The 15,519-nt window shown below is 52.5% G+C and carries 11 protein-coding genes and 1 tRNA gene; 6 read left to right on the top strand and 6 right to left on the bottom strand.

Going from position 1 to position 15,519, the window contains the following annotated elements:
* The first annotated feature begins 488 nt into the window (after positions 1-488).
* Entirely contained in the window at positions 489-1,502 is a 1,014-nt protein-coding gene (locus tag J3P35_RS09505) for a zinc-binding alcohol dehydrogenase family protein (RefSeq protein ID WP_210464322.1), read from the top strand.
* Positions 1,503-1,730: 228 nt separating this feature from the next.
* The gene (locus J3P35_RS09500; protein ID WP_210464320.1) at positions 1,731-2,939 is read left to right on the top strand and encodes a phosphoglycerate kinase; all 1,209 of its coding nucleotides are present in this window, start codon (positions 1,731-1,733) and stop codon (positions 2,937-2,939) included.
* Positions 2,940-3,067: 128 nt separating this feature from the next.
* Here J3P35_RS09500 and J3P35_RS09495 read toward each other — a convergent pair whose 3' ends face one another.
* From J3P35_RS09495 to J3P35_RS09480, 4 genes are all read right to left on the bottom strand, one after another.
* The gene (locus J3P35_RS09495; RefSeq protein WP_210464318.1) at positions 3,068-4,981 is read right to left on the bottom strand and encodes a RecQ family ATP-dependent DNA helicase; all 1,914 of its coding nucleotides are present in this window, start codon (positions 4,979-4,981) and stop codon (positions 3,068-3,070) included.
* Between the two features lie 270 nt (positions 4,982-5,251).
* Positions 5,252-6,073, bottom strand: a complete 822-nt coding sequence (locus J3P35_RS09490) for a hypothetical protein (RefSeq protein ID WP_210464316.1) — start codon at positions 6,071-6,073, stop codon at positions 5,252-5,254.
* A 365-nt stretch (positions 6,074-6,438) separates the two neighbouring features.
* Positions 6,439-8,547, bottom strand: a complete 2,109-nt coding sequence (locus tag J3P35_RS09485; RefSeq protein ID WP_210464314.1) for a ComEC/Rec2 family competence protein — start codon at positions 8,545-8,547, stop codon at positions 6,439-6,441.
* A 100-nt stretch (positions 8,548-8,647) separates the two neighbouring features.
* Positions 8,648-9,691, bottom strand: coding sequence for a PhoH family protein (locus J3P35_RS09480; RefSeq protein WP_210464312.1), 1,044 nt, complete (start codon positions 9,689-9,691; stop codon positions 8,648-8,650).
* Between the two features lie 110 nt (positions 9,692-9,801).
* Between J3P35_RS09480 and J3P35_RS09475 the strand changes: the two genes are divergently transcribed.
* The 4 genes from J3P35_RS09475 to J3P35_RS09460 all read left to right on the top strand — a co-directional run bounded on the left by J3P35_RS09475 (position 9,802) and on the right by J3P35_RS09460 (position 11,765).
* Positions 9,802-10,578 carry an SAM hydrolase/SAM-dependent halogenase family protein gene (locus tag J3P35_RS09475; protein ID WP_210464310.1) on the top strand — a complete coding sequence of 259 codons (777 nt, stop codon included), beginning with the start codon at positions 9,802-9,804 and terminating at the stop codon, positions 10,576-10,578.
* 148 nt (positions 10,579-10,726) lie between these two features.
* Entirely contained in the window at positions 10,727-11,017 is a 291-nt protein-coding gene (locus J3P35_RS09470; RefSeq protein WP_210464308.1) for a putative quinol monooxygenase, read from the top strand.
* Positions 11,018-11,095: 78 nt separating this feature from the next.
* Complete coding sequence (locus J3P35_RS09465; RefSeq protein ID WP_210464306.1) at positions 11,096-11,635, top strand: iron-sulfur cluster co-chaperone HscB C-terminal domain-containing protein; 540 nt, start codon at positions 11,096-11,098, stop codon at positions 11,633-11,635.
* A 46-nt stretch (positions 11,636-11,681) separates the two neighbouring features.
* Positions 11,682-11,765 (top strand) — tRNA-Leu (locus J3P35_RS09460).
* A 265-nt stretch (positions 11,766-12,030) separates the two neighbouring features.
* Here the strand turns inward: J3P35_RS09460 and J3P35_RS09455 are convergent.
* On the bottom strand, positions 12,031-12,939 hold the full coding sequence (locus tag J3P35_RS09455) for an ROK family protein (protein ID WP_210464304.1): 909 nt from the start codon (positions 12,937-12,939) through the stop codon (positions 12,031-12,033).
* Positions 12,940-13,094: 155 nt separating this feature from the next.
* Entirely contained in the window at positions 13,095-15,293 is a 2,199-nt protein-coding gene (locus J3P35_RS09450; RefSeq protein ID WP_210464302.1) for a GH92 family glycosyl hydrolase, read from the bottom strand.
* Positions 15,294-15,519 lie beyond the last annotated feature (226 nt).

The raw sequence follows: 15,519 nt of genomic DNA, 5'->3' as shown, positions 1-15,519 counted from the left end.
ATCCTCTACCTCAGTTTCAGAGGGAGAGATCTTGTCATGCCCACTGGCTACGTCAAGTTTGGTAGCCTTTAGGTGAATATCACTGGAATGCTGGATACCGACAATGCCGGCATGTTGTACCCCGGTTAAGATTCTTACGGGAGAAAAGAAAGTGCTTTCCTTATAGGTATGGGCAGACAGGTAGCCGTATACTCCCAACAGGAGAATACCCAGACACAGAAGATATTTGAAGAAAGCCTTTAACATCTGCGCGTAAAGGTATAGCAGGCATTTAAGTTAGGCAAGTACTGTCCCTCTTAAATTCGGTAAAATAAAAGTTAATCGCTATGAACCTTCTTAACCCAGGTGTGAAAGGTTGAAATTTAGAAATTTTAACCAGCCTTTTAGGTAACAATTTCATAAACCAAAAAAGCGCTAAGTTAGCTTTTCAAAAGCAACGGGAGCGTTGGCACCAGACAACGTGCCCCTATTCTTAAACCATTCAAACTATGAAAGCAGTAGGATTTATAACCTCTCTCCCCATTTCAGACCCCAACAGTTTTATTGATGTTGAAATAGACAAACCCACCCCAAGCGGCCACGAGTTACTGGTGAAAGTAAGGGCCGTCTCGGTGAACCCGGTAGACTTCAAGATCAGGCAGAATTCTGCCAAGGATACCGTTTTAGACCAGCCTAAGGTCATTGGTTGGGATGCCGTGGGCGTGGTAGAAGCTGTGGGCGAGGCGGTGACTTTGTTCCGGGAGGGTGATGAAGTATACTACGCCGGCGACATCACCAAGCCAGGCAGCAACGCTGAGTACCAGTTGATAGACGAGCGCATTGTGGGCAAAAAACCAAGCACCTTATCAGATGAAGCCGCCGCAGCTATTCCGTTGACCGCTTTAACCGCCTGGGAAATCTTCTTTGACCGCATGCGGCTTTCCCGTGAGCGGGACCAGAACAAAACCCTGCTCATTATTGGTGGCGCGGGCGGTGTAGGTTCCATTGCCATCCAGATGGCCAAGAAACTGCTGGGACTCACCGTCATTGCCACAGCCTCCAGACCTGAGACCATTGAATGGTGCCAGAAAATGGGTGCCGATTACGTGGTGAACCACCGCAACCTAACAGAGGAAGTGAGAAAAGCCGGATTCCACTACGTAGACTACATCGTGGATTTCGTGGACACAAACCAGTACTGGGACGTCATGGCCGATCTCATTAAGCCGCAGGGCCACATTGCCTCCATTACCGGCAGCGCCACCCCTATTGCATTGAACAAAATCAAAGGCAAGAGCGTGACCTTCTCCTGGGAACTGATGTACACGCGCTCCACCTTCCAGACCGAGGACATGGTAGAACAGCACCACATCCTGAACCAAGTAGCTGACCTGCTGGACCAGGGCGTTCTGCAAGGCACCCTTACCCAGACCCTGCATGGCCTCACGGCCGAGAACCTCAAAAAGGCCCATGCCCAGTTGGAATCCGGCACCACCATCGGGAAGCTCGTCATTAAATTCTAGAAAATGGAAACGCTGTACCAAGCCATTTCCGGGAAGGATACATTTACACCTACCTGAACGGCATTTCTCCTTTTTGTGCCTTTTTCCGTAAAACAGGCCTGAAACGGAGGCATCAACCCGGTTTCTTCCTCAATAGAGGGCAACAGCGCAAAGAAAAATAGAATTACTATATTTGCCCCGACCTGTTTCGGCGGGAATCCGTAGCTACAATCAAACCTTTACCAGACTATGATAACCATTGACCAATACAATTTCCAGGGCAAGCGGGCCTTGGTGCGGGTAGACTTTAACGTACCTCTGAACAGCAATTTTGAAATCACCGATGACACCCGCATCAGGGCGGCGGTGCCTACCATCAAGAAAATCCTCAATGATGGCGGCTCGGTGGTGCTGATGTCTCACCTGGGCAGACCCAAAGGCGGCCCGGAGGAGAAATATTCGTTGAAGCACCTGCTCAAACCTCTGGAGGAAGTCTTCCAGATGCCCATTCAGTTCGCCCAAGATTGTATTGGCAGTGAAGCCGTGGAAATGGCCAGCAACCTGCAGCCTGGCCAGATTCTGCTGGTAGAGAACCTGCGGTTCCACAAAGAGGAAGAGCAGGGCAACCAGATCTTCGCGGAGAAACTGAGCCTACTGGGCGATGTGTACGTGAACGATGCCTTCGGGACGGCCCACCGCGCCCATGCTTCCACCGCCATCGTGGCCGACTACTTCCCGCACGACAAAGTGTGTGGTTCTGTGATGCAGGCCGAGCTGGAGAACGCCCAGCGCGTGCTCAGCTACGCCGACCGTCCGTACACCGCCATCATGGGCGGCGCCAAGATCTCTGATAAAATCCAGGTGATTGAGCAGCTGCTGGACCGCGTAGACAACCTCATTATTGGCGGCGGCATGAGCTACACCTTTGCCAAAGCCCAGGGCGGTACCATAGGCAATTCCCTGTTAGAAGAAGACAAGCAGGATTTCACCCTGGAGCTCCTGAAGAAAGCCGAGGAAAGAGGCGTAAAACTCTACCTGCCTTCAGACACTGTGATCGCCGATGCTTTTGACAACAACGCCAACAAGCAGGTGGTAGCCAGCGGCACCATTCCAGACGGTTGGATGGGCCTGGACATAGGACCTGCCACCATTGAACAGTTCTCTGAGGTAGTGCGCAATTCCAAAACCATCCTTTGGAACGGCCCGATGGGTGTTTTCGAGTTTGAGAACTTCGCCACGGGAACCAAAGCCATTGCCGAGGCGGTGGTTGAGGCTACTAAAAACGGCGCCTATTCCCTCATCGGGGGCGGTGATTCTGCCGCGGCGGTTACCCAGATGGGCCACAGCCACGATGTTTCCTACGTGTCTACCGGCGGCGGCGCGCTACTGGAGTACATGGAAGGCAAACAGCTTCCGGGCGTGATTGCCCTTCAGATGGAAGAAACTCCTTTGACGTAATCAGGTTATTTGAATAAAACAGAAAGGGCGGCAAGTGATCTTGCCGCCCTTTCTGTTTTAAGCTGTTTCTGGAAAATCAAGCTTAAAACAACCAACCATTACTTAACATATTTATTCACCTAAAGACATCACTTCGCTTTACGCTGCAGGTTGCCCTCAGAGGTATAAGCCACTACCCCACTCTCCAGCATCTCCTGGATAAGGCCGCCCAGCAACTCCTGCTCTGAGGAACTGAAGTGCATGGCAATGGATTTGGGATGAAGCGGCGTCTCCTTCAGGTGGCTGAGCACGCGGGCTTCCATGTGGAGTTTGTTCTCGTCCAGCTTCTTCTTTTTTTTCTGGGCCAGGCAATAGTCACAGATGCGGCAAGCCGTGGTGGACTCCTCGCCAAAATAGGCCAGTATCTGGATGGTGCGGCACTGCTTTTTGTTCTCCATGAAGTTGATCACCGAGTTGGCTTTCTCCAGCGCCCGCTCCCTGAAAAGCAGCAAGCGTTTCTGGTCTATTGGTAGCGAACTGGCATCAAACCGAGGCTGGGTAAACTGCACCTGCGGACCGTCGTGTTGCGGTTCATAGACCAAAACCTTGCGCTGGTGCAGGTGCTGCAGTTGCTGCTTGATGGTTTGCTCGGGTACCGCCAGATGCTTTGCCAGGCCTTTCTCCGATATTTTCACGAAATCGCGGAACATCTCGCCGCCGTAAAGGCGCAGCAACCCTTTGATCACCGGCTCCAGGCTCTCATTCAGGAGCTGGAATTCATACAACTGCGTGTTGTTGAGCAGGAAGTTCACCTTTGACGGACTGTAGAAACCCTCGTTCAACTGCAGCAACCCCTCGGTTTCCAGCTGTTTCAGGGCAAAATGCACCTCCACCGGAGAGAGCTGATACGTGCGGCTGAACTCCGCCAGATCAAAGTCAAACGACTGGAAAGCGCCGCTGCCGGTGGCCAGCTGGTAGAAATTGGCCAGTGCCTGGTACACGCGCTTCAAGGTCTCTATGGGCGGATACGCTTCTTCGGTCTTTTTCAGGAGAAGGCTTCCGTCCTCGGGACCCAGTAACACGGTGGCGTAGCTGTACTTCCCGTCACGGCCGGCACGACCGGCTTCCTGGTAATAGGCTTCCAGGGAATCTGGCAAGTCCAGGTGCACCACCAGGCGTACATCCGGTTTGTCAATTCCCATCCCGAAGGCATTGGTGGCCACGATCACCCGCACGCGGTCCATGAGCCAATCGGTTTGGGCGCTGGAGCGGGTTTGGTGCGGCAGGCCGGCGTGGTAAGCGGTAGCTTTGATGCCCTGCCGCTGCAGCCACTGGGCCAGCTCCTCGGTACGGCGGCGGTTGCGCACGTACACAATGGAGGTGCCGTTCATCTTCTGCAGGATCTCGCGCAGGCGGCCTTCCTTGTCCTCGGTGGGCAGCACGGAATAAGACAGGTTCTTCCGCGCGAAACTCTGCTGAAACACCTGCCCGTTCTTGAATCTGAGCTTCTCCTGGATATCGGTTTTCACGGCCTCGGTAGCCGAGGCGGTCAAAGCCAGCACCGGCACCTGGGGCAGCAACTCGCGCAGCTTGGCAATCTCCAGATAGGGAGGCCGGAAATCATAGCCCCACTGCGAGATACAGTGCGCCTCGTCCACGGCCAGCAAAGTCACATTCATGCGTTTCACCCGCTCCAGAAACAGATCGGTCTGCAGGCGCTCCGGCGATACGTACAGGAACTGCACCCCACCAAACACGCAATTGTCCAGGATGATGTCGCGTTCCCGCTCCGGCTGACCCGCGTGCAGCGCCGCCGCCGAAATGTCTCGCTTCCGGAGGTTCTCCACCTGGTCTTTCATGAGCGCCACCAAGGGCGACACCACCACGCACACGCCTCCAAGCGCCAGCGCCGGCACCTGGAAACACACTGATTTCCCGCCGCCGGTGGGCAGAATGGCCAGCGTGTCATTCCCCGCCAGCACCGAGTTGATAATGTCCTCCTGCCCTGGCCTGAACGCCTCGTGTCCCCAATATTGCCGCAGAATGTCTAATGTATTTGCCATAGATCACCCAAAAATACGAATTTGTCTGAGGATGCAGGCGCTGGCAGGAACGGTAATCGGCGGAGACGCTCGCAGGACCTCCGGACGCTGCGAGGTCTTTTGAGCAAGCGCTATAGGGTGAGCTACCAGAAACTCCCCTCCTAATTTAGGAGGGGTGCCCGCAGGGCGGGGTGGTGAATAATGCTTTTAGCCTGATTTCCCCTAAACGGTCTAAAAACAGAAAACCCGGCCATGTGGCCGGGCTTCTATACATTCACTCTATTTAAGGACTTAGGCAGCGGCAGATTGATCGTGCTCGCGGTCCTCAATTACTTTCTTCAGTTTCACAATAGACTGTTTGGCACGCTCCTCATCCAGTTTGTTGATGTTCAGGAGCATTTTGGTTTTCTCCTGACGCGTGATCACCGGATTGTTCAGCAGGCGGATGATTTCTTCCTTCTGCTTGGCGGTGGCGTACTTCACAGGGGCTTCCTCAGCTACCGGAGCTGGAGCGGCGGCTACAACCGGGGCAGGAGTTGGTTCTACCGGAACCGCGTCGGCCGGAACGGCTTTCATGGTCTTGGCAGGGGCAGCAGGCTTGGCTGGCTGCTCAACTTTCTGCTCGGTCACGTTGCCCTGGTAGTCCATCTCCTCAGCGGGAGTTGGCTCATACCCGGCGGCTCTGATGATCCAGGCTAAGATGTTACGGTAGGCTTTGCCTATGGCTCTGGTCTGCGCCATGGAGGCGATAGCGTATTCCTGGTAGTACTTGCGGCCCTGCTCTTTGTTGGAGCAGATCGCGAAGCCGGCGCCTACTATCTGCTCAGTGCGCAGGTTCAGCAGGTTCACCTTGGCCAGGTACTTGATCTCGGTGCTATCGCTCATGTTGGTGAGTTCATCTACCACGGGCAGAATACCCAGACGGGAACCGGCGTACTGCCAGCCTTCCACGTTCACGTACTCCTTGCCTTGTATGTTTTGATACAGCCGATTCTCCTTAATGAACTTCGCCAAATCAACGGCCAAGTGCATGGTCTCATCAGAGCGGGAGATATCAAAACTTTCGATTTTGTTCTTCTTAACCACTTTCTCTTCGTTACTAGCTTGGTTCATTTTCGTCTGCATTTAATTCGTTGTTGTGTTACAGATTGATAACAGACCTCCCTCTCTAAAAGTGCCAAACAGGTTAATTTTAACACTATTTTATTACACTGATAATCAATTACTTGCAAGTTTTTACTAAAATATTTTTAGCATTTGCAACCTCTTTATTCTCAACACTTTACCTTATAAGCTAAATACGTTAGCAACACCTTACACCTAGCGAAGGACTCAGAATGCTAAACACTTAAATACCAGAACCTTATTATACGTTTAGCAGCAGAAAAGGGGAACCAAAATTAGTAGAAATGCCTGCACACCAACCTATAAACTGGTCTTTGCCTGCTTTGAAAAAAAGAGCCTGAAATCGATTGTACTTAGAGCCTGATTTGCCATGCCCCGTCTTCTTCCAGCACGTGCACGCGGTACCCGGCGGCCCGGAGTTCATTGGCTTTCCTGGCCACGTACCTTCGGCTGTTCGTCTGGTCCAGAATCAAGGTGGTGGTAGCGAAATTCTGCTGCAAACGGGGAAGGTTAAACCACACATTGTGCTGCAAAACCAAGGCATCCAAAACCAAAGAGTTCTCCAAGTTCCTAGGCATTTTCTTCAGCCACAGCAGGCGTTTTCCCTGCCAGACCACCAGGCGGTTCCCCTCAGGGGTTTCATAGGTAGAGATTGGCTGTTTTAGGTCTGTTTTCGTAAAATCAGCCGCAAAAGGAAGGGTTTGGCGCACGCCTCTTGCCCACCAGTAAGGCTGCACCTGGTATGAAAACAACTGGGGCTGCGCCAGGAAAGCAGAATCTGCTAGGAAAGCGACCTGCCGGCCCTGTAGCACACTCACCACGCTGCTCCTGCGAGCGCTGTGGATGACCAGCTCCCGCGTGCGGCGCTGCCGATGGGCCTCGGCCAGTTCCGTACCCGAGACGAAAGCCAGGCAAAGCACGCAGACCGCCAACCAGAAAAGCTTCTTCTGGATCAGAAACACCACCGCCGCAAAGATCAGGAGGTACAAGGCCAGCACCTGCCCCGGCGTGACCACAAAGCCGTCAAGCACCGCCTTGGGCCAATGCTCCAGCCAGAGCAGCACCTCGTTAAGAATCCACAACGTCCACTCCAACAGCTTCCCAATCCAGCCGTTTACCACGGGCACCCAGAAGAACATCATAAAAGCCACGCCAATGTACAACCCGATGGACGTGAGCGGCACCGCCACCAGATTGGCAAGCCAGAAATACACCGGAAACTGGTGGAAATAATAAAGGCTCAGCGGGAACGTGGCCAACTGCGCTGCCACTGAAATAGCCAGCAACTCCCAAACCAGGCGCACAGCACGGTTCTCAGAGTTCCAAAACTGAAGGAAAAGTGGCTGCAGCAGCACAATCCCTGCTACGGCCAGAAAAGACAATTGAAAACCTACATCATACAGGAAATTGGGCTCGTAGATGAGGAGCGCCAGCGCCACCACAGCCAGCGTATTGAGAATGGAAGCCCGCCGCCGCAGCAAAAGTCCCAACTCCACCAAGGAGAACATGCACACCGACCGCAGCACCGAAGCCGACATTCCCGTCACGAAGGCATAGAACCACACCACGCCCACCACCAGGAAAAAGATGAGCAGCTTACTCGATTTGCCGCGCCGCAACGGTTTTAGAAAGAACAGCAAGACTCCGTACAGCAAACCTACGTGCAGCCCGCTTACCGCTAGCACGTGCATGGTACCGGTACGGGCGTAAGCGTTGCGCAGCGCGGCATCCAGCTCATCCTGCACTCCCAGCACCAAGGCATGGGCAATGGTTTCTTCCCGCCTGGCATGGATGTGTTCCCGGAAGGCGTTTTCGAGCTGTTTTCTGATTTTCAGGCTCAAAGCGACTACATAACTGGGCGGAGCATAGCCTATGGCCAGCCAGGTACTTTGAGGCAAATACGCCTGCCATTGAATATGCTTCAAAGCCAGGTACCGCCGGTAATCAAACTGGAAGGGATTGGCGGGAGCGGCCGGCGGCGAAAGCGTGCCCTGCACCAGGAGTCTTTGTCCGTACCGGAGAGAATCAGCTTGCGGTGAGCGGGGCAGGAAAACAGCGACCTGCCCTTTGGCGGGATACCATTTGCCTTGGGCCCGCACGGCCTCTACCCTACCCACTGAACTGACCGAGTTTGGTTTCAGGGCCACGGCTTTCACCAGCGTTATCTGGTAATGCGTAATTTGCAGAGCGGGTACTGGCAGGGTTTCGGGGGTATTTTTGAGAGAACAGGCCCAAAATGAAAGAGCGGCTACTGCCAATATCCCGGCTAACCCAGCCCAGCTTCTACGCCTCGCAAGAGGCCTTTTGTAGGTCAGCCAGAGAAGAGCCAGAAACTGAAGCACAAAAAAAGCCGCGAACTCTCCCCCAAAAGAGAAATCGCGGCCGATGGTATGATACAGGATAATCCCGGGGATAAAGCTACCCACCAGCCTGAATGTGCCGGTGAGCGTCTTTCTAGCCATTGAATACCATCATGTATTGTTTCATCACACCAAGGAATTCATAAAAAACGGCAAAGACGCATTTCCCCAGAGGAGAAGGCATCTTTGCCGTAATTAGAAATTAGTCGTCGTGACGGCGGAAGTTCTGCCGGCGGCGCGGGGCATCCTGCAGTTCATAATCACCGTTCTTCTCGCGTTCCTCGCGCTCTTTCTGGCGCTTGTCGTCAAACTTTGTATAGGCTTCCACAATGGACTTCACCAGACGGTGACGCACCACGTCCTCGGCCTGCATTTCCACAAACCCGATGCCTTTGATGTCTTTGAGCACCGTCATTGCCTCAATTAAACCTGAGCGCTGGTTACGCGGCAAGTCAATCTGGGTGCGGTCTCCGTTGATCATCACCTTGGAGGTAGGCCCCATACGCGTCATGAACATCTTGATCTGCATAGGCGTGGTGTTCTGGGCCTCGTCCAGCAGCACAAAAGCGTTGTTGAGGGTACGCCCGCGCATGTAGGCCAGAGGAGCTATCTCTATGATTTTGTTTTCATAGTAGTACTTCAGCTTCTCTACCGGGATCATCTCTTCCAGGGCATCGTAGATAGGCCGCAGATACGGATCCACTTTGTCTTTCATGTCGCCGGGCAAGAACCCGAGGCTCTCTCCTGCTTCCACTACCGGACGGGAGATGATGATCTTTTTCACCTCTTTGTTTTTGAGCGCCCGCACGGCCATGGCCACAGAGATAAAGGTTTTACCCGTACCGGCAGGCCCCAGCGCGAACACCAAGTCATTCTTGGCCACGGCCTCTACCAGTTTGTGCTGGCTGGGGGTCTTGGCTTTGATCACGCCGCCCTTGCTGCCGTACACAATCACATCCGGAGAGGTGATGACCACATCATCCTCAAAATCATTATCGGCGGCCAAAAATTTGTGTACGCTCTTGTCCGTGATTTTCCCGTATTGGTGGTAATGCTCAATAAGAGAGGAAAGAATTTCGTGAATTTTGGTGATCTCAGGGGTTTGCCCCTGGATCTTAATCTCGTTGCCGCGGGAAATGATTTTGCTGCTTGGGAAAGCGGCGGCCAACTGTTTTATATTCTGGTTTTCCAGTCCCAGGAAGTCTATCAACGATATATTTTCCAGGGTTATAGTTTTTTCTACCAAAGGCTATTTCTGTTTATATAGGTGGTTTTTAAACCAATCTACTGAAAATATAGTAGATTTGTTATAAGACAATTTTAGAAATATTAAAGTTCTTTTGACCAACCGTTCCCATGGGAATTCTCACGTTAATGTCGGATTTTGGCACCACAGACCACTATGTGGCCGCCGTCAAAGCTAAGATCCTGACTATCAACCCGGCGCAGATAATTGTAGATATCTCACATCACGTAGAACCCTTCAATATTGCCCACGGCTACCATGTGATTCACTCCGTTTTCCAGGACTTCCCGCAGGGAACCGTGCACCTGATTGCCGTAGACACGCACGGCACCCGCAGCGGCAGATACCAGGTGGCCCGTCATAAAGGACATTATTTTGTCTGCGCCGACAACGGCCTGCTCTCGCTCCTCACAGACGGCGATCCAGAGCAGCTGGTGGATTTGCCCATAGTGCCGGATTCATCTTCCCCGGCCCGGGATATCATGGTGCCGGCCGCGGTAGCTTTAGCCCAGGGTGCCACCATGGCCGAGGTAGGTGAACTCGCCGACGGTATGGTGCAGCTCATCAACCGCCAGCTCCGCCTCAATGACCACTCCATCACCGGGCACGTGGTACACGTAGACCATTACGGCAACCTCATCACCGATATCACCCAGGAGAGCGTAGACGCCATCGGCCATGGCCGCCCGTTTACCATCCACTTCAACCGCGAGGTCATTGACCGCCTGAGCACCCGCTTCAGCCAACCCAACGAGGGCGATAGCGTAGCCCTGTTCAACCGGCAGGGATACCTTACCATTGGCATCAACAAAGGGCACGCCTCTGAGTTACTGGGCATGTACTTTGACTCTCCGGTAGACATCCGCTTCGCGCCAGATCCAGTTTAATTAAGAATTGGGAATTAAGAATTAAGAATGGGGGAACGCGCCAAGGCACTCCTCTTCTATTCCCATTTCTAATAATTTACTTAGGCCGCAACGAGTAGCGAAAAAAACTAATTCCTAATTCCTAATTCCTAATTCCTAATTATAAAAAATGCTGATACGAGTAGTGCGGATGACGTTTGTGGAGGAGAAGGTGCCGGCGTTTCTGGAGATCTTCAAGGCTTCCAGAGATAAGATAGGGGCGTTTCCGGGGTGTAGAAGCGTGGAGTTGCTGCAGGATTACCATTTGCCCCATGTGTACAGCACCTACAGTCTCTGGGACTCAGACGAGGCGCTGAACAATTACCGTAAATCTGAGTTGTTTGGCAGCGTTTGGAAACCTACCAAAGCCTTGTTCTCTGAGCCGGCGCAGGCTTTCTCCTTTAGGCCTGCCGAGGTGTAACGCAAAAACAGATATATCTTCTACCCTGTTTTTTGCGTCTTGTATTTATTGTCTCACTTCTAGCGCCAACCTTATACTTTGAACTACTTCCAATTCTACCAGATACCGGAAAGTTTTCTGCCCGACGAGAAAGCCATCCAGACCAAGTATTACGCCCTGAGTCGCGAATTCCACCCCGATTTTTATACCCTGGAATCACCCGAAAAGCAGCAGGAGATTCTGGAGAAGTCTACCCTCAACACCAATGCCTACCGCACCCTCTCTAATTTTGACCGCCGCATGCAGTACATTCTGGAGCAGCACGGTCTGCTGGAAGAAGGCGGCCAGAATGACTTGCCGAAGGATTTCCTGATGGAGGTGATGGAGCTGAACGAGCAACTCATGGAACTGGAGATGGACTATGATTCTGTACAGTTCAAGATTGTCTCTGACCAAACAAACGAAATTGAGGGTTTCCTGAAGGCCCATATCTGGCCCGTGCTGGAAAAGTATGAAAATTTACCCCCTGACGCTCAGGCAGAAGCCCTGAAGGAGGTAAAAAATTACTACCTAAAGCAGCGCTACCTCTTGCGTATAAAGGAATCATTGAATAAGTTTGCATCCTCTTCTGACAGATAAAGCGTTTCACGCCTCGTTTTTCAGAATCTACCGAAAAGGAGCAAATGCCCAGGTGGCGGAATCGGTAGACGCGTTGGTCTCAAACACCAATATCTTCACGGATGTGCCGGTTCGACTCCGGCCCTGGGTACTCAGAAAGCCTTGTAAACGAAAGTTTGCAGGGCTTTTTTGTTTTAGAACCTACCTTAAGCTAGATAAAAGAAGTCTGACAAGATCTGCTCCTCCTCCCGCTTTTGGCCGCTTTCCAAAAATAAAGCAAGATTCCAGAAACTGCCCGCAGGGTTCTCCTACCTGGCTTTTCGGGAACCTGTTAGCTATACTTTCTTAACTCAGTCTGGTGTTAGATACGGTTGCCGACGGTACAATTGGGCTATCTGGCAATAAAAGGGTAAACCTTATTTTCCCAAAGGATTCACGGCTTCCGTTTTCACCTCCAGACTAGTTTTCCAGGAGCTGGCCGCCCCGATCAGAGCCGACTCCTCCCCCAGCTCCGCCACCCGGATAGGTATGGACAGGCCCGCACTTTGCAGGTGCTTCTCCAGCTCTGCGGAGAACAGGTGAAAGGCTTTGGAGATGTTGCCCCCGATGACCACCACCGCCGCATCCTGGCGTTTCAGGGCCGTTTCGATAAAATCTGCCAGGTTCCGCCCGAACTCATCGAAAACGGTCTGCACGGTTTGGTCTTCGGGTGCCAAGGCAACCAATTCCTTCACGCCTTTCACTTCTTGGCCGGTGAGTTCAAAGAACCGACCCACGAACCAGCGTGTGGACAGGTAATCCTCGGCGATGCCCTCCTTGAAGGGCGAGTTCCACAGGTCCGCGTCCGCCACTTTGCCGTGGTGGCACCAGGCGGAGCCCAGGCCGGTGCCCAACGTGAGCCCCAGCACCTCTTCGGCGCCCCGCGCTGCGCCGCAGAACACCTCTCCCAGCAGGAAACACTCCGCGTCATTTAGGAATCGAATGTCCTCCTGCCGCATCATGAGCCTCTCGGCCAGCAGTTCCTTCACGTTCAGCTTGTAGAGGATATCGTATTTATTTTGGCCCTTGATGAGGGAGACGCCATTGGGGTAATCAAACGGGCCTGGCATGGCAATGCCTATTTTCCCGGGGGAGGAATGGCTGACGCCGGCAGCCTGCCGGATGACCTCGCACCAATCGCCAATGATCTCAGCCACGCTGCCCTGGGTGTTGATTTCCTTCCGCACGTAACACCCCGCTACCAGGGCGCTCGTTCCCAGATTCACCAACGCGGCGGTGATGTGCGAGCCCCCTACGTCAATGCCCACTACTGTTGTAGGATCCATAGATGATGAATTAAAGTCAGGATCTTGTTATAAAAGACCTTCTCCACGACTAGATGAAACATATTGCTTTTAGGTGTTTTTTACCCGGTTTCCGGAAAACAAGCCTAAAACACCTTCAGATGACTGGCATCTTTTTGGCCTTCTGAGGCTTAGAATCAATTGCCTGTGACTACGCCTAAGTTGCCGCCATTCCGGAACAGGTCATGGGAAACGAAATACCCTTTCTGGGCTTTGTCATTCACCAGAATAGATTTCAAGGCACGGTCTTCCCCTGACTTCTTGATCATAACCTCTTTGCCGTTGGGCAATTTCCAGCGTACTTCATCAAAGATGGGCACGGTGACCAGGTACTCATCATCGGCGGGGGAGAACGGGTACAGGCCCAGGGCATTGAAGACATACCAGGAAGACATCTCTCCGGAGTCGTCCATGCCGCAGAGCGCTAATCCGTCCTCTCCTATCCCGTAGAGATCGTTCATGATGCGGTCAATCATCTGCTGCGATTTTTCGGGTTTATTTATGAAGTAGTAGGAAAACGGCGCTTCGTGGTCAGGTTGGTTACCGTGGCAGTACTGCCCGATCATGCTTTCCACGTTTCTGGCGATGTAGTTGGGGTTCCAGGGCAGGGTGAACAAGGAATCCAGCTTTGCCTCAAAAGGTTTCGGGCCACCGTACAAACCTATCAGTCCTTTCATGTCGTGCAGGGCGAAGAAAGAGACTTGCCAGGCATTCGCCTCGCGGTACATGTACTCGTAGTAAGGATACTGCGGATTGAAATTCTTGATCCAGTCACCGTTGGCCAACCGGCCTCGCATGAACCTGGTTTTGGTATCGAACATGTTGCGGTAGTTCTGAGACCGTTTCATGAGCACCCGGTAATTTGCCGTATCGCCTAGGGCTTTGGCAAGCTGAGCGAGGGAATAATCATCATAGGCATATTCCAGGGTTTTGGAAACACCGGCCTTGGCCTTGGTCTCCACGTGGGGGTTGGCCACATCGGGGTCAGAGATAAAGCCTTTCTGGATGTACTCGGTGATGTAAGGCCTCGCCCCGCCTTCTACGTTGGCGTTTCGCAGGAGCAGGTTATAGGTGGCTTTCACATCAAAACCGTCTAAGCCTCTGGCATAAGATCCGGCGATAAAAGGGGCGGCATGGTCTCCGTGGAAAAAGGTAGGAATGAAGCCGGTTTTATCGCCCACGTCTTTGAGCGACTTTATCACATCTACCGTTACCTCAGGCGAAACAATGCCCAGTAAAATGAGGTTATTCCGGTAGGTGTCCCAAAGGGATGGTTCGGTGTAGTAGTTGAAATCGGCTTTCGTTCTGTTTCCTTTTGCGTCTGTATACTCACCATTGGTGTCACTGCGTAAGGCAGGCCAGAGAAAAGACCGGTACAAAGAGGTATAGAAAAGTTGTTTCTGTTTGGCTGTGCCCCCTTTCACCTGAATTTTTGATAGCAGGTTCTCCCAGGTGATATTCGCCTCATTTCTGATGGTAGCGAAGGTTTTGTTTCCTATTTCGCTTTCCAGGTTCTGTTTGGCGTTTTCCACGCTCACAAAAGAAAGCCCGATGCGCATGTCAACGGTAGCATTGCCGCCGTCCTTGAGGTGTAGAATAGCTATCCCGTTTTTGGTGTTCTCGCCTCTTTTCTCCAGGCTGCTCAGTTCTGTGCTGAGGGTGGCGTAGAAGTATATCTTTTCCCCTACATCCTGGTGCCCCTGCACGGCATTGTTGCCTACCTGCTGGATGCTCCACTTCCTGACGGGGTTATTGGCTTTGGCCAGGTCAAACACAATGCTGCGGTCTTTGCTTGAGGGATAGGTATATTGGTGAAAGCCAGCCCTAAGGGTGGAAGTCAGGTTTGCCTGGATTTGGTAGTCTTTCAGAAAAACGCCGTAAAAACCCGGTGCGGCCTTCTCCTGGTCATGCGAATACCTTGAGTAAAACGCATCTTTGCCCTGGGTGCTTCCGGTGACGGGCAGCACGGGTATGTTGCAGAGGTTCCAATGGCCTTTGTTCGTGTGCGTGAAGGCGTAGATAAGGGTGTCTTCATACTCATACCCCGCCCCGGAGCCATACTCGGTGATAGGGCTTAACTGGACCATGGCATTGGGAAGGGAACTTCCCGGGTACACCAGCCCGGCCCATACGCGCCAGCCCTCAGGAGGATTATAGCCAATAATTTTTGGGTCCTGCAAAGGAGCCGTGCCGATAAAGGTGTTTACGTACTGGGTGTAGCCTTTCTCGGTTGATTTAGTAATATCCTTCTTCTCAGCGCTTAGCTTTATCGTTTTAGCACAAGAGCAGATGAAGATAGCCACCAACAAGATCAAAGCACTTTTCAAGGTATTCATCAGGGGGAATGGTTAATAGTTTATGGCTTTTGCAAAATGCTGGTTTAACTCAAAGGGAACGAGCCGTTCACCAGATCAACGGTAAGCCAAATTCAAAATACAGGCACTGGAGGAATTGCAGCGCAAGACCCTCCGTTGCAGAAAGGCAACGAGATAGGTCTCACATCAGAAGGAAAAAGGTTCGGAAAGCAGGAAGGTGGGGGCCCTTCCTGCAATCCTCACCTGG

Origin of the sequence: Rufibacter roseolus (assembly GCF_017916365.1) — a bacterium.
In the GTDB taxonomy this organism is placed as follows: Bacteria; Bacteroidota; Bacteroidia; order Cytophagales; family Hymenobacteraceae; genus Nibribacter; species Nibribacter roseolus.
The sequence above is the reverse complement of the archived record's forward strand: the minus strand, read 5'-3'. Positions and strand labels throughout refer to the sequence as shown.